Here is a 25,288-nt window from a genome sequence, read left to right on the forward strand (position 1 = left end):
TCGCCTTCGAGGGCCGGCTCACCCCGGCCAACAACTGAACCTCAACAACCAAGATCAGCCGTTAAATTGACACACCCTGGCCCCGGTCTGCCCCGAATGCCTGCCGGGCCGACCCCATCCGCGGCCAGCCTGGCCCTGCGATGCGCGCAAGCTGGTGCACCGAGCGGGGCCAGCAACGGCTGTGCAAGGGCTGCCTGACGCACTGCCACGCCTGTAGTCGTGTCCCGTTACGACTTCCCACCCGCCAGGGTGACTCCTGCCCGGCAGCAACGATTCTGCGTCGGGCGGGGGCCTGAGCATGAGGGTTGAAGATCAACAGCAACGACTGCGGCTGAACACCCCAGGCGAACACGGCGAAGCCCTTCCCTGATGGAGGGAAGGGCTTCGTGAGCGAGCGCTGGGCAGGCCTTGCACCTGCATTTCCCCGCGGGAAGCGGGGCGTCTTTCCTTGGACGACCAACGCAATGTCAGTTGCCGCGAGTTGCGGCGAACTTTCAAGATCCACTATAGCGCATGCGGTCCTGCTGAGGCACAGCACCAGCAAGGTGCGGCGGTCCGGTGAAGACCAGGCAGAGCGCATGCAAGGACCACCATATGCTCGTCACGCACTGCGATGCCGTTGCCCTGCGCCGAGCAAGCAGGGCGGAGATCAGCCGCGCCGCCGACCTTCCGCTCTTCGGCGGGTACCGCGTCTCCGCTTTACGCGGGGCAGAACAGGGATCCGGCGCGGTGAATGCGCCTATTTTGGGGCGTGCCTGGTCCGCTGCGGAGGTAGGAACGCGGAAGGCTGATCACCGGTTCCTCCGTGAAGCCATCGGGGTCCCTTCCCTGGAACCGGGCCCAGGTGATGCCGTGGTGATCAAATCGTTGCCGCACCGCGTACAACCGTGTACAGCCCTCTCTTGTCCCACAGTCAGCCGCGAGGATGAACCTCCGGCTGGTGCGCCTACGCGTTCGGTCCAGGCTGCAGGGGAAAGGGCGAGCTCGAAGATGGGGAAGACGATGTGGAAAGGGGTGGTGGCCGGTGGAGTGGCGGTCGTGTTCACAGGGGTGGCGGCGGTGCCGGCTGGGGCGGCGGAGGGCGGGGTCTCCTTCACCCGGGTCTCGGTGAACGGAGGGAAACCGATCGTGATCGGGGTCAAGGAGGAGGTCGAGGTGCATGCGGTCTTCCGGATGACGACCAAACTCAGATACGACTTCGGGCCGACGGTGTTCCCCTACCGGGGGAAGCCCGACACTGGGGACACTCTGCACAGCTCCATCATCACCAGCGACTGCAAGGTCGTGGACAGGGCGAAAGGAATCTGCGACTTCGAGGAATGGCTGTACATCGACCCGCAGAACCATGACTTCGGCAACGAGGACGCCGGCACCTGGCGAACTGCGGCTCGGGTCTTTCTCGCCGGCGACGCCCACGACACTGACGACAAGGACCTCCCGTTGCAGGTCAAGCGGGCCACACGCGTCACTGTCAACGCCTCGCCGGAGCCGGTCGCGAAAGGGAAGACGATCACTGTGACCGGGCGGGTCACACGGGCGAACTGGGACACCCACACGTACGAGGGGTACGCGGGCCGAACGGTCAGCCTGCAGTTCAAGGCGGCGGGCGCCTCCTCGTACACGACGGTCAAGAAAGCGACGTCGAGTAAAACGGGGGCGCTCAAGACCACGGTGAAGGCCACCGGGCCGGGGACATGGCGGTGGACGTACTACGGGAACTCCACCTCCGGGGCGAAGTCGTCGACCGGGGATTACGTCACCGTGCGGTAGTCGACGTGCGCGGACCGCCTCCCCTTCCAGAAGCGTCGTCATCCGGACCAGCGGGACGGGGACACCTCGTCGACACGACCTCGCAGAAGTCGGAACTCCATGTGCTCGAGCAAGTCGGATCCCCTGGGCTGTGGCTGACCTACTGACTTCGGCTCGTTGGGGGTGAACCTTCTTGAAGTTCCTGACGCGTTCGCCGTGGTTCCTCACGATCCTTCGGGCACCCGGTCAGCCCGACTCGACGCCCGCACCGACACACACCCGTCGCCCGCCGCAACGGCCGCGCCTTCACTGCGGCCGAGGACGCCTTTCTGCTCCACCACCACCAGCTGCTGCTGAGCGTCGACCAGATCGCCACGTGACCGGGACCGAACCCGCGACCGTCACCGTACTCCTGGCCGCCGCCCGCCGAACGCCCCGCCCCGCTGACCACGTCGGCCAGGAGCAGGCTCCCCGGTGCCTGAGCACCTGTTACACCCCGTGGTCGCAGGCGTCTGCGCGGGCCGAGAAGAGTGCAGGGCAGGACCAGGTTGCGCTGCTTAACCCTCTGTTCTTCCAAAGTGCCGCCACACGCCGCACGACACCCGTGTGGCACGGACACAGGAGCAGCATCATGGGCAAGCGCCCAACAGCCCGTCACCAGTCTGAGGAAATGGACGAAGAGCCATGGCCCGACATGGAGTTCAGGGCCCGAGGGTTCCACGTCCGCGTGGACAAGTTCCCGTGGAAGGGCCTTGCCAGCTCGCGGGCGCGGTCGCCGCTGCCAGGCTGGCCGGCGTTCACCTCTGGATGTTCTGACCCGGCAGAGGGGTTGGCCCTGCGGGGCGTGCGAAGTGACCGCAGGGCCGACCCAGGAGCACCGTCCTGTCAGGGCGCTCATGCCCCACGGTACGGGCAGCAGCAGCTCGCAGCCCGGACAGTTGCTGCATTCGGCACCGACTCGCAGGGCCCTCGGTGTGCCCACCCGGGGGTCCGGTTCAGCCGGTGATGGAGAAGAAGATCGATCCGTCTTCGGCCCACCACCAGGCGCCCTGACCCTCGGCCCACTCCGAGAACCAGCTTTCGAGGGCCTTGATCAGCTCCTCCAGGCCATACCGCAGGTCGGCGTCGATCCGGTCCAGCACCGCCCGGTAGGCCTCCATCGCAGGGCCGGCCTTCGCCAGCGGCCAGCATCCGATCTCCGGTGAACCTTCCAGGGGGCGGGGGATGCGGAACCCGATCTCCGCGGGCGGGCCGCCGTAGATGTACTGGTAGGGCAGCAGGTCCGCCTGGACACCGGCCGCGCTCAGCGCGTCGTCCAGAGCGGAGAAGAAAGTGATGGGGCTTCGGTAGCTCGCCAGGGTGGAAGGGTCGGAGGCGTTGTGGTCAATGACGATCTGGAGAGCCGCGTAGTAGGCGCTGCCAGCGTACGGGGCGGTGGAATCGGCCCGACCGGCAATCAGCTCCTCCAACGCGTCCTGAACCGACAGACCCCAGTCCACCTCCTGGGCATCGAGGTCGTCCTGGCGCACCCGCGCCCGCTTACGCATGCTCTCCAGGAGCCGCGACTCGTCGGCGCTCAGGTTCCGGGCGGGCAGAAAACGCGCAACCTCTCCGCGGTTCGCCATGGAGTAATTGACTACTTTGCTCATATGGCCACCCTGTCAAAGGGCACTGACATTCCCAGCGCCCGGGGTCGTTCCGCAGATGGGGCGCTGTTGACGAGCGTCCCCAACAGCGTGCTGATGCGGCTGGAGTTCATGGCCATCGCCGGAGGGGAGGTACATTCTGGGCCAGGCAGCACACGGGAATCCGGTGAAAATACGGAACCATCCCGCAACAATGTGCGCGCGAGGCCGCCGACCGCGTGGAGGCTGGCGGATCGCAGAGGTCCTGCTGCGCTGTCGTGGGACACCGCGTATGCTCACCCGGCGTCCCCGGATCCGGCTGGCCCCGCTCGTTCATGCCCTGCTTGAACGGCTGCCTGCGTAGGGGGATCACATGTGCACCGGCGTCGCGGCCGGTCAGGGCGGTGTTCTCCAGAGTGAGCAGGTTGATCGCTGCGGCGTTGATCTGAAGCCGTTCTTCGAGGTCGGCGCAGTGCTGCCGGAAGTCGGAGTATTTCTTCCTGAGCTTTTGTGCTCACCGAGCGTGCGGCTGAACGCTCGGGGGTGCTGTCCAGGGCCTTCACCCGGGCCTGGAAGAGTTCCTTCAGGTCGAGGTGCTGGTGGGTGAGGTGTCAGCGTTTGACGTCGGCTTCGATGGCGAGTTGGGAGATGCTGAGGCCCCCGCTGGAGCGCAGGGGGCGCCGTCACTCCTTGATCCCCTTCGTGTCGTGGGCGTCGAGGATCCGCTGCAGCCGCTTCACCTCGCGGAGTTCACGTTCGTGCCGGACGGGCGGGGCCAGCGGGTCGTCCACGGTGGTGGCGAGTTCGCCGTGGCGTCGGCGCAGGTGCCGGGACCGCCGACGCTGGCACCCGCGAAAGGTGCGCGGTGACCTGGTCGTAGTCGACGCGGTCGACCGGCCGCACCTGGTCGGGAGCCCGGACCCACCCCCGGTAGTCAGCCGCTTTCACCTCGCCGTCCTCAAGGTCCCGGTACGACGGCAACCCCACGAGACACCTGGTCTCGCCTACCGTGACATCACGCTGCTGGCCCGGGCTCGAGGTTTCCCACGATCTACGACCGAATCTCTCCTCGCCGGGGTCCGGTAAGCGTGAACCCACGCAGGGGATCGTCCTTGGGGTGGTGGAAGAGGCAGTCGCGGGACTGCGCATCTCCAACCAGTTCACTCACACACGGATCAACGAGCCAGAAGCCCCACCGTTTCGGATCAATAGACGTGTTCAAGATCCGGGGTCAAGGCCCGAGGTGATCCACATCGAGATGGTGTAGGCCCGTGGCCGTCCGTCGGTATCAAGCCGCCCGAGCGTGAAATGCGCTCGTACAAGACGGGCCACTACTACCTTCGGGTGATACGTGGTTGCGAGCCTTGCTCCTCAAATCTCCCTGTGGGTCACTGAAATGGTGAACGGGCGGGTGCATCCCTAGTCCAGGAAGTTGAGAGCAGACGGCGCTTGCCGGTTCTTTTCCGTACTCGAGAAGAAGTTCCGGCAGCTGGGGCCCGGGGCCGGGTCCCAGCCTCATGTGCCCGCGCCCCCGGACTCTCGGCAGCGCCAACAACTGTGGGCTGCCACACGTGGCGTCGCTTGACTTCGTCGACAACCGACCTTTCCGGCGGAAGCCGAACACTTGGGCCGGGCGCGCTCCGCCGGTCCCCTTATCTTCCATCGGAGAACAAGGAGCGTTGTACATGCCTCTCTCCCAACCAGGGCTCCACCGGCGGCGGAACCATGGTGACCATCACGGGAACGAACCTGCCCAACACGACCAAGGGAAATTCGACAGCAAACTGGCCGCCAGTATCACCCAGGTATCCCCGACCGGCATGACGGCGGTCTTCTCCTCGGGCATGGGCATGGGCGCGGTCGGGGCCACCGTCACCGCCCCATATCCCGGCGCAACTCCTCCCGGATCAGGAACGGACCACTCGCATGCTGCACTGCGAAGCCCACGCGTAACTCATCGCCGTCGCGCCGGGCAGGATCCTGGGCGAGGAGCGACCCGGGAGGGCCACTGCTGGGCCATACGACCGATTTCGGTGGCAGCCCGACGGTGGAAAGCCAAGACCGGCAGCGGTTCGGGATCCGGACAGCAGAACCCGACCTCGTGATTCCCGGACCACTTGCTCCAGCCGTCGAAAATCGCGAGTACGGAATGCCCTCCGTAATGGCGACGGTACTCGAAAGTTCCTCAAGGAGCTCTGCATGGAGGAGAAATCCCGCGACGTCTTGACGCCCGGGCCTGATGAATCCGCAATCGATACAAGCAGGTTCACCAGTCCGGAGGCCGACATCGAGAAAAGCCTTGCCGAGGTGCTGGCCGACGTCATGTGCCTCGAACGGGTGTCGATCGATAGCCATTTCTTCGACGACCTCGGCGCCAACTCATTGGTGATGGCGCACTTCTGCGCACGAGTCAGAAAGCGAGCGGACCTTCCCTCGGCGTCGATGAAGGACATCTACCGTCACCCGACGATCCGCAGTCTGGCGACGGGGCTCGCGAACGCCGCCCCCGTCGAGCCGGCAGTCCCGGCGCCGTCCGAGGTGGTGAACCCAGTCGGCACGGTGCGGTACGCCCTCTGCGGAACCCTGCAGTTCCTGCTTTTCCTGGGATACTTGTTCCTCGCCGGACTCGTTGCCAACCGAGGCTACTCATGGGTCTCCGCCGGGTCGGGTGTGATCGATATCTACCTGCGATCGTTCGTCTTCGGAGGCATCAGCTTCGTCGGTCTGTGCACCTTCCCCATCGCAGCCAAATGGATCCTCATCGGCCGGTGGACATCACGGAGTTTCCCGGTCTGGGGTCTGACCTATCTGCGCTTCTGGACCGTCAAAGTGCTGATCCACGCCAATCCGATGATCTTCCTCGTCGGCAATCCCTTGTACGTGCTGTACCTGCGAGCGCTGGGCGCACGGATCGGCAAAGGGGTCACGATCCTCTCTCGTAACGTTCCGGTATGCACCGACCTCCTCACGGTCGGCGCCGGCACTGTGATCCGCAAAGACTCGTTCTTCCTCTGCTACCGGGCACACGCCGGGCGTATCCAGACTGGCCGGGTCACCCTCGGCCGGGACGTGTTCATCGGCGAGAAGACCGTGCTCGACATCGACACGTCGATGGGCGACGAGGCCCAACTCGGCCACACGTCCACGCTGTACAGCGGCCAGGCGGTCCCGGGCGGTCAGAGCTGGCACGGATCCCCGGCACAGCTCACGCAGCACGACTACCTGAGGATCGGGCCGGCCGCATGCGGCACGCTGCGCCGGGCCGGCTTCGGCCTCATCACCGTGCTTCAGCTTTTCTTCCTCTACGTGCCACTGTCTGTCGGGGGCGCGTACATGCTGGTTACGCTCGTCCCGGCGCTGCACAACGGGCTGGGCACGGTGGAGCTCGCGTCACTGGATCTCTGCATCGACGCGCTGCTCCTTTCCCTGCTGCTGTTCTTCGGCTCCGTCGTCGTGGGCCTGGCCGTGATGCTCACCGTTCCGCGCCTGCTGAACCTGGTCGTCAAGCCGAACAAGATCTATCCGCTGTACGGGTTTCATTACTCGGCACACCGGGCGATCGGGCGCATGACCAACATCAAGTTCTTCACATGGCTGTTGGGTGACAGCTCCTACATCGTCCACTACTTGCGCGGCATCGGATACGACTTGTCCCGGGTCGAGCAGACAGGGTCGAACTTCGGCACGGAAGTGCAGCACGAATCCCCGTTTCTGTGTGCGGTCGGGAACGGAACGATGGTCGCCGACGGGCTCTCCATCATCAACGCCGACTATTCGAGCACGTCCTTCCGGGTGTCCCGGGCCTCGATCGGGTCACACAACTTCCTCGGGAACAACATCGCCTATCCCTCGGGGGCCAGGACAGGTGAGAACTGTCTCCTCGCGACGAAGGTGATGGTTCCGCTCGAAGGCGAGGTGCGCGAGGGGGTGGGCCTGCTCGGCTCGCCGTGCTTCGAGATTCCACGGTCGGTCGAGCGCGATTCCCGGTTCGATCATCTCCGCGCCGGCGACGAGCTGCGCCGCAACCTCGCCGCGAAGAACCACTACAACATCCGCTCGATGGTCTTCTTCCTGCTCGTGCGGTGGCTGCACTTCTTCATGCTCACGATGCTCGGCCTGGCGAACGCCGAGCTGTACGACTCCTACGGGCATGTGCTGATCGCCGCGTTCCTGGCGCTCAGCCTCGGGTTCACCGCCCTCTACTTCGTACTGGTGGAGCGCGGCATCGCGGCATTCCGCGCGCTGCAACCGCAGGTGTGCTCCATCTACGACCCATACTTCTGGTGGCATGAGCGCCTCTGGAAGGTGCCCGACACCTACCTCGACATCTTCAACGGCACCCCTTTCAAGAATGTGATCTGGCGGATGCTGGGGGTTCGGATCGGCAGCAGGGTCTTCGATGACGGCTGCTATGTGACGGAGCGGACACTCACCACCATCGGGAACGACTGCACGCTCAATGCGGGAAGCAAGATCCAGTGCCATTCGCAGGAGGACGGCACCTTCAAATCCGATCGCAGCACCCTCGGCGCCGGTTGCACCATCGGCGTGGGAGCCCACGTCCACTACGGCGTGACGATGGGCACGGGCGCGGTGCTCGCACCCGACTCCTTCCTCATGAAGGGCGAGGAGGTCCCGCAGCACGGACGCTGGGGAGGAAACCCCGCCACGGAGATGCGAGACGCCCCTGATCAGCCCGAGGCGCTGACGCGAACGGGATAGCAGCGCCGCCCTTGTCGGTGTTGAACAGCACGATGGCGAAGGCGAATGGAGAGGGACGATCAGATGGGAATGCAAGCGCAGACCGACCGGGAGTTCTGGCGCGCTGTGCTCGTCGCCGGTGGATTCACCGAAATCCCGCGGTGGACGCTCAATCCGGAGAAGGGCATCGGCGAACACGAGGCGCCGGTCCCGGACGATGTCGTCGCGGCGTTGGTCCGACTGGCCGAGGACCTGGCGGTACCACTCGACTCGGTGCTGCTGGCAGCGCACTCCAAGGTGCTCGCCGCGCTTTCCGGCGAGCACGAGGTCGCAACCGGATACGTCTCCGCTGAGGGCGGCCGACCGCTGCTCTGCCGGCTGACGACCGAGCCCGACTCGTGGCGGACGCTGCTGCTGGACGCTCATCGAGTCAAGTCGGACCTGCTGTGGCACAAGGACTACCCGGTCGATGAGCTCAGGTGCGAACTGGGCCTGGCAGAGCCGTCGATCGAGGCTGTGTTCGATCCGCACGGCGTGGGCGGCGAAGTCGCCAGTGGCACCATGCTGTGGGTGGGATTCTCGCAACGCGGCCGCCACCTGGTGCTGCGGCTGCGCTATCGGACCGACGCGCTCGACGAGGACTGCGCCGTCAGGATCGCCGGATATCACCTCACCGCACTCGCGCTGATCGCCGCCGATCCGGACGCCGAACACGGGCGGCAGAACCTGCTCTCCGCAGAGGAACTCCATTTCCAGCTCGAATCACTCGCCGGCCCACGCCGGGAACTGCCGGACCACCGGTTCCACGAACTGTTCGAGCAGCGGGTGGCGGCACACCCGGACGCCGTTGCCGCGGTGCATGGGGAGCAGCAACTGACGTATCGGGAACTCAACGCACGCGCCAACCGGGTGGGACGAGCCCTGCTGGCGCGGGGGCTGCTCCCCGAAGGTGTCGTCGCAGTGGTGACCGAGCGCAACCTGGACTGGATGGCCGCCGTCCTCGCGGTTTTCAAGGCCGGCGGCGTGTATCTGCCCATCGAGCCGCATTTCCCGGCCGACCGTCTCGCGACCATGCTCTCCCGTGCCGCATGCGGGCTCGTGCTGACCGAACCCGGCAGCACCACCACGCTCGACCAGGCGCTCGACTCGCTGTCCGGGGTCCAAAAGCTCTTCGTCCGCACAGCCTACGAGGAAGACCACGCCGACGATGATCTGGGCCTCCACATCGCACCGGACCAGCTCGCCTACATCTACTTCACCTCCGGCTCCACAGGTGAGCCCAAGGGTGCGATGTGCGAGCACGCGGGCATGCTGAACCACCTCTACGCCAAGATCGACGACCTGGAGATCGGCGAGGGACAGGTGATCGCCCAGACCGCACCCCAATGCTTCGACATCTCGCTGTGGCAGTTGGTGTCCGGGCTCCTGGTCGGGGGGCGGACCCTACTGGTGGAGCAGGAGGCGATCCTGAACATTCAGCAGTTCGTCGACAAGATCGTCGACGGCCGGGTCGCCGTCCTCCAGGTCGTCCCCTCCTACCTGGACGTGGTCGTGTCCTGGCTGAAGCAGCACCCCCGCGAGCTGCCGGACCTGCGGTGCGTGTCGGTCACGGGCGAGGCTCTGAAGAAGGAGCTCGTGCAGCGCTGGTTCGCCGCCCAGCCCGGGATCAAGCTGGTCAACGCCTACGGGCTGACCGAAACCTCGGACGACACCAACCACGAGGTCATGGAATGCGTGCCCGACGGAGACCGGGTTCTGCTGGGTCCCGCGGTCAACAACGCACACGTCTATGTCGTCGACGAGCACCTGATCCCGGTGCCGCTCGGTGCTCCCGGCCTGATTGTCTTCTCCGGCGTCTGCGTCGGCCGCGGATACGTCAATGACCCCGAGCGCACCCGGCAGGCCTACCTGGCCGATCCGCACCGTGAGGGCGCCCGCCTCTACCGGGGCGGCGACTACGGCCGCTGGACGCCCGAGGGAAAGCTGGAGTTCCTCGGCCGCCGCGACACCCAGGTGAAGATCCGTGGCTTCCGGATCGAGATCGGCGAGATCGAGAACACTCTGTTGCAGGTGCCCGGTGTTCGCGACGGTGCGGTCGTGGTCACCGAGCGGGCCGACCGGAGCAAGCACCTGGTGGCGTTCTACTCCGGTCGGCGGCCGCTCGAGGTCGACGTCCTGCCGGACCGGCTCGGTGAGTCGCTGCCCGCGTACATGGTCCCGTCAGCCTTTCACTGGCGGGAGGCTCTGCCGCTGACGGCCAACAGCAAGATCGACAGAAGGACCCTGCAGGCACTCGCCGGAGAACTCGAGGTCGTCCGGGACGACTACCACGCGCCGGATACGCCGACCGAACAACAGTTGGCGGCCGCATGGGCGAAGGTCCTGGGCATCCCGCAGGACCAGGTCGGACGGCGGGACCACTTCTTCGACCGGGGCGGCACGTCGCTGTCGGCAGTAAAGCTGGCCATCGTCCTGAACCGTGCGGTGTCCCTCAAGGATGTCACCGGTCACCCGATCCTCGCCGATCTGGCCGGGCTGATCGACGGCAGGTCCGTGCGGCGTGCCGGGCTGCTTCAGCCGCTGTCGGAACCGGGCGGTGCGCAGACCGCAGCCCTGGTGTGCTTCCCCTACGCCGGCGGCAACGCGGTGAACTTCCAGCCGATGGCCGGAGCGCTGCCGGACGATGGACCGGCGGTCTATGCCGTTGAGCTGCCCGGGCACGACGTGGCCGCCGACAGTGAGTCGTTCGTGCCGATGACGCAGGTGGTCGAGCAGGTCGTCGACGAGATCACCGGGCGTGGCCTGACCGGGGTCCTGCTGTGGGGCCACTCCTCGGGAACCGCGTTGGCCGTGGAGACGGCCAGAAAGCTGCGAGAACGCGGAGTGGACGTCCAACGGGTTTTCCTCGGCGCGCAACTGCTCGGGGACGCCGACGACCGGCGCGCCACCATCACCGAGCTGACCGGACGGAGCAACGCCGAGATCGCCGCGAGCCTGAGTACGCACGGCGGCCACACCTCACTCGGTGAGCTGAGTGCGCAGCACGCCGAGCACGTCGGCGCCGCCTACCGGCACGACTGCGTGTCCGCACACCACTACTTCGCCGACGTCCTGGAGCACCCGCTGGCGCAGAAGCTCTCCGCGCCGGTCACCGTGGTCGTTGCCGCGGACGACCCGAGCACGGCGGAATACCCGCGCCGGTACCTCGACTGGCAGCTTCTGGCCGAGCAGGTCGACCTGTACGAGCTCTCCGACGGCGGCCACTACTTCCTGCGCACCCGTCCGGCCGAGGCAGCAAAGGCCGTGCTGCACGCTGCCGAATTGTCCGCTTCTTCATGAGTATCGGCTGAAAGGAAGACGAGATGTCGTTCACATCCACGGCGTTGCTGGTCGACGGAGGAATGAATTCCGGCGCACCCCCACAGGTGCGAGCCGAGGCCACTGGCGACGCGCCGGCCTGGGCGGCCGAACACCGGGACGCGCTGCGCGCAGTCGTCGCCGAGCATGGTTCGGTTCTGGTCCGTGGCCTCGGGCTGCGCGATGCGGCCGAGACCGGAGCCGTCTTCTCAAAGCTGGCCACCGGTCTGATGATCGAGCGGGAGGCCTTCGCGCCCCGGCAGGCCTACCCCGACGGGCTGTACTCCTCATCGAAGTGGCCGCCGAACCAGCCCATGTGCATGCACCACGAACTGAGCTACACGCTTGAGTTCCCCGGCCTGATGATGTTCGCCTGTCTCAGCGCGCCCACCGACGGCGGCGCGACCCCGGTGGCGGACTCACCGACCGTGCTGGACGCGCTGCCCACCGAGTTGACCGAGCGGTTCGAGCGCGAGGGCTGGCTGCTCACCCGCAGCTACAACGACGAGATCGGCGCGTCCATCGCCGAGGCCTTCGGCACTGACGACCGGGGCGCCGTCGAGCGCTACTGCCGCGCCAACGCAATCGCGTTCGAGTGGCAGCCCGACGGTGGACTGCGCACCAGACAGCGCCGTAGCGCCGTGGTGCGCCACCCGGTCACCGGCCGACGCTGCTGGTTCAACCAGATCGCGTTCCTCAATGAGTGGACGATGGCCCCCGAGGTGCACGAGTACTTGGTGGACGTCTACGGCGCCGACGGGTTGCCGTTCAACACCCGATTCGGCAACGGCGACCCGATCGGCGAGGACGTCGTCCAGCTGCTCAACAGCGTCTACGAGGCGAACACCGCACGCGAACCGTGGCAGGCCGGCGACCTGATGCTCGTCGACAACGTCCGCACCGCGCACAGCAGGGAGCCCTTCGAGGGACCGCGCGAGGTGCTCGTCGCCATGGCCGAACCGGTGCGTCTGGCCGACTGCTCACCGACCGTGGAGGTGACCACGCGATGACCGCTGTCGATTCCACCGCGAGTAAGTCCACAGGCGTCGCACCGATCACCGTGCCACCGTTCGCGGTAATCTCCGGTGCCCAGGTCCGGCGGACGCTGCACGGATCCGAGAAGCGGATCACGGAGTTGGTCGAGACCACCTACCGGGTGCACGGCGCCGGTGATTCGGTGAACCCGCCGTCGTACTTCCTGCGTTTCCCCGACCGCCCGTGCTCCCGGATCATCGCGCTGCCCGCCTCGATCGGTGGGGACACACGGGTGGACGGCCTGAAGTGGATCTCCAGCTTCCCGAAGAACGTGACGGCCGGCATCCCAAGGGCGTCGGCCGTGCTGATCCTCAACGACCATGACACCGGCTACCCGTTCGCCTGCCTGGAGAGTTCGATCATCAGCGCCACCCGGACGGCCGCGTCAGCGGCGTCGGCGGCCGACTGGCTCAGCCGCGGCCGATCGCGACCGACACGCGTCGGGTTCTTCGGGGTGGGCCTGATCGCCCGCTACATCCACACCTTCCTGGTCGGTACCGGCTGGTCGTTCGACGAGATCGGCGTACACGACCTGTCCGCCGACAGTGCGGCAGGCTTCCGCTGCTACCTGGAGCAGTCGGGCACCAGCAGCCGAATCACCGTGCACGACAGCGCCGAGCAGTTGATCCGAAACAGCGACCTGGTGGTCTTCGCCACGGTCGCCGGTCAGCCGCATGTCAGTGACCTGTCATGGTTCGCACACAACCCGCTGGTGCTGCATGTGTCGCTGCGCGACCTCGCGCCGGAGATCCTGCTTGCCTCGACCAACATCGTCGATGACGTCGAGCACTGCCTCAAGGCCGACACGTCGCCGCATCTGGCCGAGCAACTCACGGGCAACCGGGACTTCATGCACGGCACGTTGGACGACGTGATGGCCGGGCGGGTGACGGTGCCGACGGACCGGCCGGTGGTGTTCTCGCCCTTCGGCCTCGGGGTGCTCGACCTCGCGGTGGGCAAGTACGTGTACACCGAAGTGGCTCGCCGCGGAGAGTTGCACGTCATCGACAACTTCTTCCACGAACTGAGCCGGTACGGATGAGCAGGCCGAGAGTCCAGGAGGCTCCTTCAAGGCTGATCCCAGGAGAGACCACCGGTCACGTCGCAGCAGGTCCTGACACATGAGACAGCGGCCGCTGACGCAGGGCCCTTTCCCGCCTGGTTGGACACGGGGTCTCGCCCGCACAAGCGAGGAACGCGCCCGCGGCCGGGTGGAAGTTCCGATAGCGCTCTGCTCGAGACAGGAGACCATCGTGCCAGTCGTTTCCGCTCCCTACGCCTTCAACGAAGAGGATCTCTATGTCGACCTCAGGTCAATCTTCGGGCACTCGCTCTTCCTGAAGTGTGAGGGCTTCAACTTCGCCGGTTCGATCAAGTTGAAGGCCGCGACCGAGATGGTGGAGGACGCTGAGCGGGATGGAATCCTGACGCCGAAATCGATCCTGGTCGAGTCCTCGTCCGGAAACCTCGGCGTGGCGCTGAGCGTGATCGCGGCAAGCAAGGGCTACCGGTTCCTGTGTGTGACGGACGCCCGCGTCAATCTGCCCAACAGAATGATGATGGAGGCGTTGGGCAGCCAGGTGCACGTGATTGCCGAACAGGAGGCCCAAGGCGGTTTTCTCGGCGCACGGCTGGACTACGTCCGCGCGCTGTGCGCCTCCGACAACCGGTATGTGTGGCTCAGCCAGTACACCAATCCGAGCAATTGGAAGGCGCACTACCGCACGACCGCGCCGGAGATCGCCCGTCAGTTCCCACGGCTGGACGTGCTGTTCGTCGGAGTCGGCACCACAGGGACCCTGATGGGCTGTGCGCGCTACTTCCGGAGATGGCACCGGCGGGTGCGGATCATCGCGGTGGACAGCGTCGGCTCGGCATCCTTCGGCGGTTCGCCGGGCCGCCGGATGATTCCCGGCCTGGGCACGAGCATGCGCCCGCCGCTGCTCGACGAGTCCTATGTCGACGAGGTGATTCGTGTCGAGGAGGCGGACACCGTACGTGCCTGCCATCGTCTGGCCAGGCGCGGATTCCTGTTCGGCGGCTCCACCGGCACGGTGATCAGCGCCGCAACGGACTGGATGGCCCGGCACGACGCGCACGAACTCACCGCAGTGGCCATCGGCCCGGACCTCGGCGAGCGCTACCTCGACACCATCTACCAGACCAACTGGCTGCAGGGTTTCTACGGCGAGGACGTGCTCGACTCCGACAAGGAGGCCGCCGATTCCTGGGCAGCCGCCCCCTCGCCGGTGACACCGTAGGGCCGTCGGCCGGACCCTGCTAGCTCAATACCGATAACTTAAGTCCGGAGAGCTCACCGTTCCACTGACCAGGTCTTCCAGGGGCCGGCTTGTGTTCGCTTCCATGCTGCCCATCCTGCTTGACCGCGTGGTCTTCGGGTAGTGATGGCCGCCAGTGAGCTCGGCACGGCTATCACACGGCGGGGCTTGGTGCCGACCTTGTGATGGGCGGGCGTGATGGGCCGCGCCCGTAGGAGCGGAGCTTGTCGGTGACGATCACCCTCGGCACCGAGCAGGTCTTCTTGAGCAGTTTGTGGAAGAACCGCCTGGCCGCGGCCTTGTCCCTTCAACCCTGGATCAAAATGTCGAGCACGTTGCCTTCGGCGTCGACGGCCTGCCACAGGTACTTCAGCTCACCGTTGATCTTCACGAAGACCTCGTCCAGGTGCCACTTGTCGCCCGGCTGCACACGCCAGCGGCGCAGGCCGTTGGCGTAGGCCTGCCCGAACTTTGTACACCAGCGGCGGACCGTCTCGGGGGAGACGAGCACGCCGCGCTCGAGCATCAGCTCCTCGACCTCGCGGAACGACAGCGGGAAACGGAAGCACAGCCACACGTAGAGCACGATGATCTCCACCGGGTACGGTGCCCCTTGTACGACGGCGGCGCGCTGCGCACGGACGACCCCTCCCAGCATGACCAACCCGAAGACCATCCCACCCGGTCAGTCAACGTGACAGTGTCCCCGAGGGTGCTCCAGACTCCGGTACGGCGAGGTGGTCACGCGCAAGACGCTCCTGGCCAGTTAACGGCAGCTCGCCGACCGGGCCATCGAAGTCCGGGTTGCGGGGCGGCCCCCAAGGGGACGGGGCGGCCCCGCGCGGCCGATACGCTGCCTCACCCAGCCGGCACCGCATCGCCGTCGGAATCCGCGGCGGCCTTCGCGCGCAGCGGTTCGAGCGCCACCGACCAGGCGACGACCTCGTCCAGCATCGTGTTCATCGCCGCTTCCTGTCGCTCCCCGGGCCGGAACACGCCCGCCGAGGTCGGGTCCGTCATGTCGCAGCCGGTGTAGTCGAAGTCGTCGAACACCGACAGGACGACCTGGCTGCGCACACAGGCGACCTTCACCTCGGCCAGCGTCAGCCGCAGATGTTCGACGGCACGAGTGCCGCCGTGCACGCCGTAGCTGACGAACCCGGCCGCCTTGTCGTTCCACTCGGCGAACAGGTGGTCGATCGCGTTCTTCAGGGCCGCGGTCATGGAGTGGTTGTACTCGGGCGTCACGAAGACGAATCCGTCGAACGAACCGATGGCGGCGGCCCACCGCCGCGGGGCCTCGTTGCGGTACTGGCCGAACATCGCGGGCACGGGCTCGTCCAGCAGCGGCAGCGCGTAGTCCGCCAGGTCGACCAGTTCGAAGGTCACCTCGCCCACCACCGCCGCGGGATGCCGCGCGGCGACCTCGGTGGCCCACCAGGCCACGGTCTCCCCGCGCCGGCCGGGGCGAGTGCTCCCGAGTATGACGGCAATCCTGGTCATCTGTTCCGCTCCTTGTGTGTCATGGGCGTGCGGGCCCGGTGGCGGGCACGTCGTTCAGCCGGTCCGCGAGATGGCGCCCGGTCACCGAGGTCCGGTGCTCCACGAGGTCCCGGGGCAGCCCGGAGAACACGACGTCGCCGCCGGCCGCTCCGGCACACCCGGCCCCATGTCGATCACCCAGTCGGCCTGGGCGATGACGTCCAGGTCGTGCTCGACCACGACCACGACCACGGTGCTGCCCTTCGCGACGAGCTGGTCCAGCAGGCCGAGCAGGCGGCCCACGTCCTGGCGGTGCAGCCCCGCCGTAGGCTCGTCCACCACGTAGAAGTCGCTGGGCGAGGCCAGCTCGACGGCCAGCTTGAGCCGCTGCCGCTCCCCTCCGGACAGCGTCGACAGCGGCTGCCCGAGCGCGAGGTAGCCGAGCCCGCCCGCGAAAGTCGACTTGCGTGACGGGTTCAACGCGATCCTCTATCTCAACCGCGCCGGAATACCCTGGAAATACCTCCCGCACGACTTCCCTGGACACGGCACCGTCTACTTCTACTACGCCGCCTGGCGCGACGAGGGAATCTTCAACCAACTCAACTACGACCTCACCGCACTGGCACGCGTGAAGGACGGACGCAAGCCCGAACCGACCGCCTCCGTCATCGACACCCAGAGCGTCAAGACCTCCACCAATGTGCCTCTGACCAGCCAGGGAACCGAAGCCGCCAAGAAGATCGTCGGGAGAAAGCGCGGCATCCTGACCGACGCGATCGGCCTCATTCTCGCCGTGACTGTCGCCGGTGCCGGCCTCTCGGAGAACGCCATGGGAATACGTCTCCTCGACCAGGCCAAGAAGACGTACCCGACCATCGCGAAAGGCTGGGTCGACACCGGCTTCAAGAACGCCGTCATCGAGCACGGCGCCACCCTCGGAATCGACGTCGAGGTCGTCAACCGCAACCCCGAGAAACGCGGCTTCCACGTCGTCAGAAGGCGCTGGGTGGTCGAGCGCAGTATCGGATGGACCATGCTCCACAGGCGTCTCGCCCGCGACTACGAGACCCTCACCACCAGCTCCGAAGCCGTGATCCACATCGCCTCGATCGACAATCTCAGCAAGCGCATAACGGACGAGACCACGCCAACCTGGCGAGGAACCTACTAGGGCAAAAAGGGCAATCCACCTAGATCAAGCGCCCTCTCAGTCAAACTGGCTGGAGGCGGTCAGGAATCCTTCGCCCTGGCCGAAGGGGCTTACGTGAAGGCCTCGCGGTTCATCTCGGCGATGACATTCCCGGCGGCGGTCGTCGAGGGCACCGGGTGTTGTCGTCCGAGCGGGGGATGAGAACGTCCTCAGGACCTGGGTCCGGCACACGGCCCTGACCAGGACCAGGGTCCTGGTCAGGGATCGGTCCCGGGTGCCTGTCCGGGGCTGGGAGCCACTGCGAGAATGGTCCGCGGACGCCGGCTCCCTCCCAGGGACCGCGGCCCGCCGTGGGGACGGCTCACGAACGACGGGTCGCGGTAGGCCGGCGAAGGCCGGACCGACCGGTCACGGAAAGGACCACTACCAGCATGTCGCCGCACTACCGGCCGCTGCCGCCGTCACCGGGAGCTAGCGGCCCGCCCTGGACCGTCAGGGACGCGCTGGTGGCTGTCGGGGCGGCCGTCGTCGACCTCCTTGGCTACACGGTCGGCGGCCCGGACGGCGGTCGGCCAGTCTCCCTGACCACGCTGGTTCTGCTCGTACTGGCGGCCGTACCGCTGCTCACCAGGCGCCGCTACCCGCTGGCGACACTGGCGGGTGTGCTGGTCCTGGGCCTGGCACTGAACCTGAGCGGGCCGATGCCGCACCACTTCAGTGGCACGCTCACCGTCGCGCTGTTCGCCGTGGCCTGGTCCTGCGGTCTCGTGGTGGCGGCGCCGGCCGCCCTCGTGGCGGCCGCTGTGACGCTGCTGGGCAGGGGGCTTCCGCTGCCCCCGCCTGCCGCGGACGTGGCGAGCAACGTGCTCGCCGCGGGGCTGGTCATCGCCGCGGCCGAGGCACTGAAGCGCTGGCGGTACGCGGTGGAGGTCCGGCGCAGGCTGCTGGCCGACCGTGCGGTGGCCCAGGAACGTCGCCGCATCGCACGGGAGCTGCACGACATCGTCGCCCACCACATCACCACCATGCAGCTGATGGCCGGCGGTGCCAGGACCAACCTTGGGGGCGACACCGAGGTGGTACGCGACGCTCTGGTCACCCTGGAGGGCTCCGGGCGAATGGCGCTGCGGGAGATGCGCCATTTGCTCGACGTGCTCCGGGCCGGTGACGAGCCGGAGGAGGCGCCGTCCGCGCCGCAGCCCGGTGTCGGGAGCCTCGGACAGCTCGTCGACGAGTCCCGGAGGGCCGGCCTGCCCATCGACTTCGCTGTCCTCGGGGCGCAGCGCCCGCTGCCGCCGAGTACCGGCCTTGCGGTGTTCCGGATCGTCCAGGAGGCCCTCACCAACACCCGTAAGCACGCCGGCCGGGCCCAGGCGCGGGTGCGGCTGACGTACCACCCGGACCGGATCACCGTCGAGGTGTCCGACAACGGCACTGCCGCGTCGGCCGATACCTTGGTGGGCGGCCTGGCTGGGGCGGCCGGTGCGGGTGGACCGCGGGTGGGCCGTACCGGGTACGGTCTGATCGGCATGCGCGAGCGCGTCGCGCTGCAGGGCGGCAGCATGGTGGCCGGCGGTCTCGACGGCGGTGGCTTCCGGGTGGCAGCCACCCTGCCGGCGGCGCCGGTCGACGGAGAGGAACGGCTCGGATGACGGGACCCTCGGAACGGATCAGGGTACTGATCGCGGACGACCAGCCGCTCGTGCGGCGGGGGCTGGCTCTGATCCTGACCCCCGACCCGGCGGTCGACGTGGTGGCCGAGGCGGACGACGGGCAGCGGGCGGTCGAGCTCGCGCACCAGCACCGGCCCCATGTCGTGGTGATGGACATCCGGATGCCGGTTCTCGACGGGGTCCAGGCAACTGAGCGGCTCGCGCGGGAGCTGCCCGCCTGCCGGGTCCTGGCGCTGAGCACCTTCGACATGGACGAGTACGTGGTCGCCGCCCTGCGCGCCGGCGCCTGCGGATTCCTGCCCAAGGACGTCTCTCCGGAGGAGCTTCTGGCGGCTGTGCGCACCGTGCACACCGGGGAGGCGGCCGTGGCGCCCCGCCTGCTCACCCGGCTGATCTCCGCCTACGTCACCGCGCCCCGCCGTCCGCAGCCGCCGTCACCGGCGCCCGGCGGGGGCGAACTGACGCCCCGCGAGGTCGAGGTGTGGCACCTGCTGGCCACCGGCCTCGACAACGCCGAGATCGCGTCGGCGATGGGGATCAGCGCCTCCACGGTCAAGAACCACATCACCAGCGTTTTCGCCAAGCTGAGTGTCCGCGACCGCGCCCAGGCGGTGATCGCGGCCTACGAGTCCGGCCTGGTCGAGGTCGGTTCGGCGAACTCGGTGGGCTGAACCTGGTCGTGCCCGGCCTGCAGGAGACAGCCACGCAGGAGCCGGGAAGGCCGCTGTGCCCGCGGAGTGGTCGCGGCCCTCATCCGCGGGAGCCGCGATCACTCTGCTCGACGTCGGGCTCAGCGCCGCAGGGGCCGGACCCAGGGGAATCAGCGGCACAGGGCCGCGTCCAGCGCATCTGCCCTGTGCTGCGCGCCCGTCCGGGACGGTGGTGACCGTAATAGTGGCGGCGCGACCGGCGGCAGGAACGCGCGCCGGTACGAAGCTCCGCGTCGGCAGCGCGGTCCGACTACCCCGCATGGCCCGCCGCTCGGGGACGCCCTATCGCTCAGGTCGGATCGAGGCGCGGATCAGCGGCACAGGGCCGCGTCCGCTGTGGCCTCTACACGCTGCCCGGTCTCGTCACTTGGGATCATGGTTACCGCGATGCTGGCGGCGCGGCCGTCCTCCGTGGTTCCCCCAGCGGTGTAGTAGCCCGGAAGAGTTCCCGCCGTGTCCCCAGTACAGGCCGCCGCACGATAGCGGTCGGCTCACCAGGCCCAGCCCGTAACGGGCACCGGGGCTTATCTCGTCGGCGACGACGGTGGTGCGCATCTGCTTGCGCTGGGCCTTCTTGAGGAGAAGGTTGCCGTCGTCCTTGAGTAGCGCGGAGAAGAAGCGGTTGAGGTCAGAGTTGGTGGAGACGACGGCGCCCGCCGCCCAGCCCCAGGAGGGGTCCAGTTCGGTGTAGTCGCGGGGCGACCCGTCGACGTCCCGGTTGTAGCCCTTGGGGTGGGCCTTGCGGATGGTCATGTCCCCAGGGGCGGGGAAGTAGGTGTGGCGCAGGCCGATGCGGTTGATGACGCGTTTGGTGATCTCCTCGCCGAGGGGCCGCCCGGGGACCTTCTGGATGATCAGGCCGGTCAGCAGGTAGTTGGTGTTGTTGTACTCCCAGCTTGTGCCCGGGGCGAAGTGGGTCCTCTGGGACAGGGCCGCGTCGAGGAGTTCGCGCGGTTCGTAGTACCGCGTCGGATGAGTGAGGACGGAGTCCTTGTCCAAGAATTCGGGCAGGCCGCTGGTGTGCTGGACCAGTTGGCGGACGGCGATGTGGTGTCCGTCGATGCCATCGCCGTGCAGCAGGCCCGGCAAGTAGGTCTCGACGGGTGCGTCGAGGCGGATCTTTCCTTCGGCAACGAGTTGGAGGACGACGACGGCGGCGGTGAAGGTCTTGGTGTTGCTGCTGGCGCGTATCAGGCCGTCGACGGGGACCTTGGCTCCGGTGGCGAGGTCGCCGACGCCGACGCCGGCGGTGTAGGTGCGGGTGCGGCCGTCGCGGCCCTTGACAGTGGCCAGTGCAGCGGGCAGGCCGTCGTCCTTTACCAGTGCGTTCAGGCTGGCCTGGACGCTGCTCCGGCCTGCCGCCCGCGAACGCCGCGGTCGGTGCCAGCACTCCGGCCGCCACGACACCGGCGGCCACGACCGCCGCCACCCGGTGCCGGCCACCCCGGCGGAGCGCGGGAAGCGACTGTGCGATGCATGCTCGTGCACGGAGGATGGCGCCGGTGATTCCCGGCCTTCATCAGCGCCCTGGTGCGCGGCAAGCTGCTACCCAAGAAGCAACTCGCCGAAATGCAAGAAGACGGTGCCCACGACTGGCGACCCCGTCTACTCCGGTTACGGCCTCGGGCAGTACAGCGTCAGGGCGAGCCGCCACGCGAAGCTGTGGAGCCACAGCGGTGGAACCCCCGGCTCCATCACGGAGACCGTGACCACTCCGGACGGCCGTCACACCCTCACGTACAACGCCAACGGCGACTGGAGGGCGAGGGGCGACGTGGTCGACACGGAGTTCTGCGGAGCGGTCGGCAAGGGCAAGCAGGGAGAGCGTCCTGCGCCACGGCTGTGAAGTGCCGCCAGGAGAGGTGGGGTGAGGGCCCCGACAGTGCACGGAAGCTGTTCCTACGGGTACATCTGACACTCACTCCAGGGCGCGGTCGACGGCGGGCGCGGGCCGGTTCGGATGCACGGCGGCCGAGCGGGCCCGCGCCCGCCGCGACTTCCCGCCGTTGCCCAGATGGATGGCCAGGGGCGGGACACCGCGTGCTTGGTGTGCCTCTGCGGCCGTTCAGAACGCCCACCAGATCCTCGTTCCGGACGACGGCCGGGCGAGCCAGAGGGCTTGCCCCGAAGCTGATCCCGGCCGGGCGCCCCGATGTCTGTCTCGTCTTCCAGGCCGACACCAAGGGAACATCGGCCATGCCCCCGGATCGAGGACTTCGTGAAGCACTACGCCAAGGGTCCGGTCCACACCAAGCTGAGCTTCACCGCAGGCGGTAGCCACAACGCCAAGACGCACGTGCCCAACATGGAGGCGGGCGAGCTCATCCAGTAGACCGGTGGGCCGTTCCTCAGGGCGAACTGGGAGACCGCTCCCAGGGAGGCTATGGGAGTCCGCTCCCAGGAAGGCCGAGGGTCTGGTCAGGGTGATCCCTGATGGGCAACAGCGGCTGTTTCCAGCAGAGTTGATCTTGCCGCTAAGGCCCGTCACCGCCGCTCTGGAGGAACCTCAATGCGTAAACATGTCGCCCTGACCGCCCTTGCCCTGGCCACCGCTGTCACCGCCGGTATAGCAGCGCCCGCAAGCGCCGTCCGGCCAGACCCCGTGCGACAGGGGCTGGAGGCGCTGGTGCACTCGGATCGCGCACCCGGCGCGCTGGCGAGTGTGTTGGACGGCGAGGGGAACTTCCGTACCTATACCGCGGGTGTAGGGGACCGGGACACGCACGCGAAGATGCCCCGGAACGGTCAGGTGCGGATCGGCAGCGTCACCAAGACGTTCACCGCGGTGGTCGTGCTTCAACTGGTCAGTGAGGGCAAGATCAGCCTCGATAAGCCGGTCGACGAGTATCTGCCGGGGCTCGTCCGGGGGGAGGGGATCGACGGAGACAGCATCACGGTGCGCCAGCTCCTGCAACACACCAGCGGACTGCCCGACTTCGAGGACGATGTCACCGATGACATCCTGGAGCGCCGCTACCTGTCCCCCCGCGACACCCTTGACATCGCCCTCAAGCACAAGGCTGACTTTGCCCCCGGCACGCAGTGGAAATACAGCAACACCAACTACCTGGTGGCCGGCCTGATCGTAGAGAGGGTCACCGGACGACCTCTCGCTCAGCAGATCGACAAGCGCGTCATCCAGAAGATTGGGCTGCGCCACACCTACTTCCCCGCCCCAGGCGAGACGACCATCCAGGAACGCCACCCCCAGGGCTACCGCCCGGAGCCCACGGGCGCGCCCTTGCGCAACGTCACCGAGATCGACCCCTCCGCGGCCTGGGCGGCAGGCGCGATGGTCTCCACCAACTCCGATCTCAACCGCTTCTTCTCCGCGCTGCTCAAGGACGACGGCAACCCTCTCCTCAAGGAGGCCCAGCGCAAGCAGATGCGCACCACCGTCCCCATGGAGAAAGGGAACTCCCGCTACACCATGGGACTGGGGATCATGCGGGTTCAGCAGTCGGAAAAGTGCGCCTTCTGGGGCCACAGCGGCGGCATCCCCGGCTTCGGGACCTGGGCTGCGGCCACCGACGACGGCCGGGCCGCCAGCGCCACGATGAACCTTGAACCGAAGACCGGCGAAGCCGTAGGGCACCTTGAAGAGACCGTGGCGGCGGGTCTGTGCCGACGCTGAACCACACCGCCTGGCCGACAGGGACGTTCGCTCACTCATGGCCTGTCCCGTTCGAGCGCGGCTCCACGACCGGCTACACCGAGCGCGAAGACACCAGAAGCCGATAAGTATCTCCTGAGACTTACACCGACACGTCAAGCGCCTCGTGACGACGAACCGTCAAAGATCTCCTGGGATCCCGCAAAGCCATCCCGTGCACCCCACCGACTCTCGCATGCGTGAGCGATGCGTGAGCGGACGACGTAACACGGGCCGTCCGTGGCAGGATCGGCGACCCTGCCACGCGGCACTGGCCAGGAGGAACAGCACCACACAGCGGGGTCAAACACCACTGATCATAGATTCCGTCCCGCTCCTAATGCTCCAGTCACACTTCGCGATCTGGTTCGATGACCGTGCAAGGCTGACGGCCTGGGGTGCTGTGGAGGTGGGGCGGGGTGGACGAGCGCGCGGTGATCCTGAACGGGCGGTTCACACCACGACGTCGCGCTCGTCGATGACACCGGCAAGCTGCTGGCCAAGTGCCGGATCAACGACGACCTGGACGGCTACCAGCTGCTGCTGGACCTTCTGGCCGAGCGCGGGGACACCGCGGAGGCGCCGATCCCGGTGGCCATCGAGACCAGTCGCGGCTTGCTGGTTGCCACGCTGCGGCAAGGCCCCCGGAAGGTTCACGCGGTGAACCCGATGGCTGCCTCCCGCTACCGCGACCGATGGCACGCTGTATGCCGGGATCGGCGCCATCGCCGTGGTCCTGGCGGTCCTGGCGCTGCCCTTGCGCGGAGCGGCGCCGCTGGCCGTCGGGGTGTTCCTGTTCGGCGCGGCCGGCTTCGTCATCAGCCCGGCCCTCAACGCCCGGGTCTTCGCCCTGGCCGACGGCGCCCCCACCCTCGCCGGGGCCACCAACGTCTCCGCCTTCAACCTCGGCAACACCATCGGCCCCTGGCTCGGCGGCCTCACGATCGACGCCGGACTCGGCTACCCTCCGCCTGCTGGCTCGGCGCGGGCCTGAGCGTGGCAGCCCTTGGCGCGGTCGGCGTGTCGGCGACATTGTCACGCACGCCCACCGCCCGCTCCAGGCGGACGATCTCGTCGCCCAAGTGATCCGCCAGACCGTCCAGGGAGACCAGCGGGCCCGGTCGTTCTCTTCCTGGCGGACCGTGGCCACCATCCGGGCCGGCGTCGTAACCCCGGGCAGCGGCCCCCGGTTGTTCACCAGCCACACCACCGCCCGGTCGAACAGGACCCGCGGCCCCTCCAGCGACGACCGCACCCGCGCTGCCGAGGAACTCGTAGCCCGGCGCCGGCGCGATGCTCTACCCGAGACAGCGTCAGGCCCCGCTACAGCCAGAGCTGGTAGTCGGTGCCGTTCGGCGGCATGGTGCGCAGGCCACCACTGTTGCTGTCGTCCAGGTTGCGCTCGCTCCAAATGTTGTTCAGGGTGATCCCGCCTCCGGTGCCCTCGGGGTACCACTGCTGGTAGTACTCCCCGTTGCAGGGCACGGTGCGCAGCCCGAATGCGTCGCTGTCGTCCAGGCACCGGTTGGTCGCCACGTTCCGCAGGATCCGCCTACCCCCGTCGCGAGTGACGTCCCATTGCTGGTAGGCCGTGCCGTTGCAGGGCATGGTGCGCAGGCCGCCGCCGTTGCTGTCGTCCAGACAGCGCTTGGTGAACTTGTTCTGATAGGTCTCGATGATTCCCGCAGCCGCGGACGGTGAGGCCGAGGCGCTCGGGGCGCTCAGCCCTAGCCCGGCCACCGCCGTCGCCGCGACGAGGAGCGATCCGAAGGTGCGCTTGGCAGAAGACATGGAGGTTCCTTCCTCGTTGGTCGTGCACGCTCTGCCGGGCCAGTCTGCTGCAGCCGAACGTCACGGGGAACGCCTGCATGA

15 protein-coding genes and 5 pseudogenes are annotated in these 25,288 nt (G+C 67.4%); 14 read left to right on the plus strand and 6 right to left on the minus strand.

Features of this window, described 5'->3' with window-relative positions:
- The first annotated feature begins 990 nt into the window (after positions 1 to 990).
- Positions 991 to 1,770: a hypothetical protein gene (locus IE107_RS33180; protein WP_189548066.1), complete on the plus strand. Its 780-nt coding sequence runs from the start codon at positions 991 to 993 to the stop codon at positions 1,768 to 1,770.
- A gap of 974 nt (positions 1,771 to 2,744) precedes the next feature.
- Here IE107_RS33180 and IE107_RS33185 read toward each other — a convergent pair.
- Positions 2,745 to 3,398: a DUF7691 family protein gene (locus tag IE107_RS33185; protein ID WP_189548067.1), complete on the minus strand. Its 654-nt coding sequence runs from the start codon at positions 3,396 to 3,398 to the stop codon at positions 2,745 to 2,747.
- A gap of 1,701 nt (positions 3,399 to 5,099) precedes the next feature.
- Here IE107_RS33185 and IE107_RS36240 point away from each other — a divergent pair.
- The 6 genes from IE107_RS36240 to sbnA all read left to right on the plus strand — a co-directional run bounded on the left by IE107_RS36240 (position 5,100) and on the right by sbnA (position 14,728).
- The gene (locus tag IE107_RS36240) at positions 5,100 to 5,198 is read left to right on the plus strand and encodes a hypothetical protein (RefSeq protein WP_373302550.1); all 99 of its coding nucleotides are present in this window, start codon (positions 5,100 to 5,102) and stop codon (positions 5,196 to 5,198) included.
- 375 nt (positions 5,199 to 5,573) lie between these two features.
- On the plus strand, positions 5,574 to 8,096 hold the full coding sequence (locus IE107_RS33195) for a Pls/PosA family non-ribosomal peptide synthetase (RefSeq protein ID WP_189548068.1): 2,523 nt from the start codon (positions 5,574 to 5,576) through the stop codon (positions 8,094 to 8,096).
- A 63-nt stretch (positions 8,097 to 8,159) separates the two neighbouring features.
- Entirely contained in the window at positions 8,160 to 11,414 is a 3,255-nt protein-coding gene (locus IE107_RS33200; protein ID WP_189548069.1) for a non-ribosomal peptide synthetase, read from the plus strand.
- A gap of 23 nt (positions 11,415 to 11,437) precedes the next feature.
- Positions 11,438 to 12,442, plus strand: a complete 1,005-nt coding sequence (locus IE107_RS33205; protein WP_189548070.1) for a TauD/TfdA family dioxygenase — start codon at positions 11,438 to 11,440, stop codon at positions 12,440 to 12,442.
- On the plus strand, positions 12,439 to 13,509 hold the full coding sequence (sbnB, locus tag IE107_RS33210; RefSeq protein ID WP_189548071.1) for a 2,3-diaminopropionate biosynthesis protein SbnB: 1,071 nt from the start codon (positions 12,439 to 12,441) through the stop codon (positions 13,507 to 13,509). Before IE107_RS33205 ends, sbnB begins: the two co-directional genes overlap by 4 nt.
- A gap of 211 nt (positions 13,510 to 13,720) precedes the next feature.
- Positions 13,721 to 14,728, plus strand: a complete 1,008-nt coding sequence (sbnA, locus tag IE107_RS33215) for a 2,3-diaminopropionate biosynthesis protein SbnA (RefSeq protein ID WP_189548079.1) — start codon at positions 13,721 to 13,723, stop codon at positions 14,726 to 14,728.
- A gap of 111 nt (positions 14,729 to 14,839) precedes the next feature.
- Here sbnA and IE107_RS35990 read toward each other — a convergent pair.
- From IE107_RS35990 to IE107_RS33230, 3 genes and pseudogenes are all read right to left on the minus strand, one after another.
- Positions 14,840 to 15,385: pseudogene (locus IE107_RS35990) on the minus strand (IS6 family transposase); the annotation flags it as partial.
- A gap of 219 nt (positions 15,386 to 15,604) precedes the next feature.
- On the minus strand, positions 15,605 to 16,249 hold the full coding sequence (locus tag IE107_RS33225; protein WP_189548072.1) for an NADPH-dependent FMN reductase: 645 nt from the start codon (positions 16,247 to 16,249) through the stop codon (positions 15,605 to 15,607).
- A gap of 19 nt (positions 16,250 to 16,268) precedes the next feature.
- Positions 16,269 to 16,675 (minus strand): annotated as a pseudogene (locus IE107_RS33230) (ATP-binding cassette domain-containing protein); the annotation flags it as partial.
- 1 nt (position 16,676) lies between these two features.
- Here IE107_RS33230 and IE107_RS33235 point away from each other — a divergent pair.
- The 3 genes and pseudogenes from IE107_RS33235 to IE107_RS33245 form a co-directional block, all read left to right on the plus strand.
- A pseudogene (locus IE107_RS33235) lies at positions 16,677 to 17,402 on the plus strand (IS5 family transposase); the annotation flags it as partial.
- Between the two features lie 410 nt (positions 17,403 to 17,812).
- Positions 17,813 to 19,033, plus strand: a complete 1,221-nt coding sequence (locus IE107_RS33240; protein ID WP_189548073.1) for a sensor histidine kinase — start codon at positions 17,813 to 17,815, stop codon at positions 19,031 to 19,033.
- Entirely contained in the window at positions 19,030 to 19,725 is a 696-nt protein-coding gene (locus tag IE107_RS33245; protein ID WP_189548074.1) for a response regulator transcription factor, read from the plus strand. The genes IE107_RS33240 and IE107_RS33245 overlap by 4 nt, the downstream gene beginning before the upstream one ends.
- 350 nt (positions 19,726 to 20,075) lie before the next feature.
- Here IE107_RS33245 and IE107_RS33250 read toward each other — a convergent pair.
- Positions 20,076 to 21,238 (minus strand): annotated as a pseudogene (locus tag IE107_RS33250) (serine hydrolase domain-containing protein).
- 108 nt (positions 21,239 to 21,346) lie between these two features.
- Between IE107_RS33250 and IE107_RS33255 the strand changes: the two are divergent.
- The 4 genes and pseudogenes from IE107_RS33255 to IE107_RS33270 all read left to right on the plus strand — a co-directional run bounded on the left by IE107_RS33255 (position 21,347) and on the right by IE107_RS33270 (position 24,410).
- On the plus strand, positions 21,347 to 21,610 hold the full coding sequence (locus IE107_RS33255; RefSeq protein ID WP_189548075.1) for a hypothetical protein: 264 nt from the start codon (positions 21,347 to 21,349) through the stop codon (positions 21,608 to 21,610).
- A 663-nt stretch (positions 21,611 to 22,273) separates the two neighbouring features.
- Positions 22,274 to 23,398 (plus strand): serine hydrolase domain-containing protein, encoded by a 1,125-nt coding sequence (locus tag IE107_RS33260; RefSeq protein WP_189548076.1) that lies wholly within the window; start codon positions 22,274 to 22,276, stop codon positions 23,396 to 23,398.
- 474 nt (positions 23,399 to 23,872) lie between these two features.
- Positions 23,873 to 24,175 (plus strand): annotated as a pseudogene (locus tag IE107_RS33265) (IS110 family transposase); the annotation flags it as partial.
- Positions 24,147 to 24,410: an MFS transporter gene (locus IE107_RS33270; protein WP_189548077.1), complete on the plus strand. Its 264-nt coding sequence runs from the start codon at positions 24,147 to 24,149 to the stop codon at positions 24,408 to 24,410. The pseudogene IE107_RS33265 and the gene IE107_RS33270, both read left to right, overlap by 29 nt.
- 329 nt (positions 24,411 to 24,739) lie before the next feature.
- On the opposite strand, the gene IE107_RS33275 is transcribed toward IE107_RS33270, so the two are convergent.
- On the minus strand, positions 24,740 to 25,207 hold the full coding sequence (locus IE107_RS33275) for an RICIN domain-containing protein (protein ID WP_189548078.1): 468 nt from the start codon (positions 25,205 to 25,207) through the stop codon (positions 24,740 to 24,742).
- Positions 25,208 to 25,288: the final 81 nt, after the last annotated feature.

Origin of the sequence: Streptomyces gelaticus (assembly GCF_014649535.1) — a bacterium.
Taxonomy (GTDB): domain Bacteria; phylum Actinomycetota; class Actinomycetes; order Streptomycetales; family Streptomycetaceae; genus Streptomyces; species Streptomyces gelaticus.

Bases quoted from the DNA above. Each gene is read 5' to 3' on its own strand.
- sbnB (WP_189548071.1), top strand. From the start codon at position 12,439: ATGACCGCTGTCGATTCCACCGCGAGTAAGTCCACAGGCGTCGCACCG.
- IE107_RS33185 (WP_189548067.1), bottom strand. From the start codon at position 3,398: ATGAGCAAAGTAGTCAATTACTCCATGGCGAACCGCGGAGAGGTTGCG.
- IE107_RS33180 (WP_189548066.1), top strand. From the start codon at position 991: ATGGGGAAGACGATGTGGAAAGGGGTGGTGGCCGGTGGAGTGGCGGTC.
- IE107_RS33200 (WP_189548069.1), top strand. From the start codon at position 8,160: ATGGGAATGCAAGCGCAGACCGACCGGGAGTTCTGGCGCGCTGTGCTC.
- IE107_RS33240 (WP_189548073.1), top strand. From the start codon at position 17,813: ATGTCGCCGCACTACCGGCCGCTGCCGCCGTCACCGGGAGCTAGCGGC.
- IE107_RS33245 (WP_189548074.1), top strand. From the start codon at position 19,030: ATGACGGGACCCTCGGAACGGATCAGGGTACTGATCGCGGACGACCAG.
- IE107_RS33275 (WP_189548078.1), bottom strand. From the start codon at position 25,207: ATGTCTTCTGCCAAGCGCACCTTCGGATCGCTCCTCGTCGCGGCGACG.
- IE107_RS36240 (WP_373302550.1), top strand. From the start codon at position 5,100: ATGGTGACCATCACGGGAACGAACCTGCCCAACACGACCAAGGGAAAT.
- IE107_RS33225 (WP_189548072.1), bottom strand. From the start codon at position 16,249: ATGACCAGGATTGCCGTCATACTCGGGAGCACTCGCCCCGGCCGGCGC.
- IE107_RS33195 (WP_189548068.1), top strand. From the start codon at position 5,574: ATGGAGGAGAAATCCCGCGACGTCTTGACGCCCGGGCCTGATGAATCC.
- IE107_RS33260 (WP_189548076.1), top strand. From the start codon at position 22,274: ATGCGTAAACATGTCGCCCTGACCGCCCTTGCCCTGGCCACCGCTGTC.
- IE107_RS33205 (WP_189548070.1), top strand. From the start codon at position 11,438: ATGTCGTTCACATCCACGGCGTTGCTGGTCGACGGAGGAATGAATTCC.